General features: G+C 54.1%; 1 protein-coding gene. It reads left to right on the plus strand.

What is annotated here, in order from left to right:
* Positions 1-1,105, plus strand: a 1,105-nt coding sequence (locus E0L16_RS21920; protein ID WP_131638311.1) for a DDE-type integrase/transposase/recombinase, incomplete at its 5' end; no start/stop codon positions are given.
* Positions 1,106-1,159: the final 54 nt, after the last annotated feature.

Consider the following 1,159-nt stretch of genomic DNA (forward strand, 5'->3'; position numbering starts at 1 on the left):
CCATGCAGGTACGGACTCCTTCTCCGCTCTTTGCCGTCTTTTTGGCATCAGCCGTAAAACAGGCTATAAATGGCTTCAGCGGTTTGACCCTTCTGACCTGTCATCTCTCTCTGACCGGTCGCGTGCGCCACGCTCCCACTCCCGGACGGTTCCCGATTATATCGTCGGTCACCTGACTGCCCTGCGTCAAAAACACCCTGACTGGGGCCCCAAAAAACTGCGGATGTGGCTCCTCAACCATCATGTCGATTTTACCGTACCTGCTGCCAGCACTGTCGGCGATATCCTCAAGCGTGAAGGCCTGGTTCCGGATAAAAAGCGAAAACGCAGAACCCCGGGCAATCGCCAGCCCCTGACCATCATCAGTGAAAACAATCAGGTCTGGAGCGCTGATTTTAAAGGTAAGTTCAGGCTGCTGAGCAGAGAGTACTGCCATCCCTTCACCCTGACCGACAATCACAGCCGGTATCTTCTGAGCTGCCGGGGAACGGACCGGGAGAGTGAGCCCTTCGTCAGACAGTGCCTGACAGATGCGTTCCTGGAATACGGTCTGCCGGAAGTGCTCAGAACCGATAACGGTCAGCCCTTCGCGGGAACAGGAATAGCCGGATTAAGTCGCCTTGCCGTCTGGCTAATCAAGCTGGGCATCAGGCCGGAGCGTATCAGAAAGGGTCATCCGGAAGAAAATGGCCGCCATGAGCGAATGCACCGCTCCCTGAAAAGTGCAGTGAAACAGGGCAACACCTTCATGACGATGGAAGAACAACAGCGGTGGTTCAGTGATTACCGGGAAGAATTTAACTACGAAAGGCCGCATGAGGCACTGGCGGGTGCAACGCCCGGAACGGTATGGCATCCCTCGAACCGACACTGGGATGGCAGTGTTCCTGACTATGCTTATCCGGAAGGAGGTAAGGTCTACAGAGTGAAATCGAGGGGGACACTCTATATGGGGAAAAAGGGGACGGTGTTCCTGAGCGAAGCGCTGACGGATGAGTACATCATGCTGGAAGAACAAGATGATGGCCTTGAGGCCATCATCTTTAACGGAATAACGCTTGCGTACTATGACCGGAAAACCCAGAGTGTGCTCCGGATAGACTAAAATGTGTTACCTATGTTCCCGGTCTGATCTGTCACCTATGTATCCGGTCATACA

The organism is Enterobacter quasihormaechei (genome assembly GCF_004331385.1).
GTDB classification, from domain to species: Bacteria; Pseudomonadota; Gammaproteobacteria; order Enterobacterales; family Enterobacteriaceae; genus Enterobacter; species Enterobacter quasihormaechei.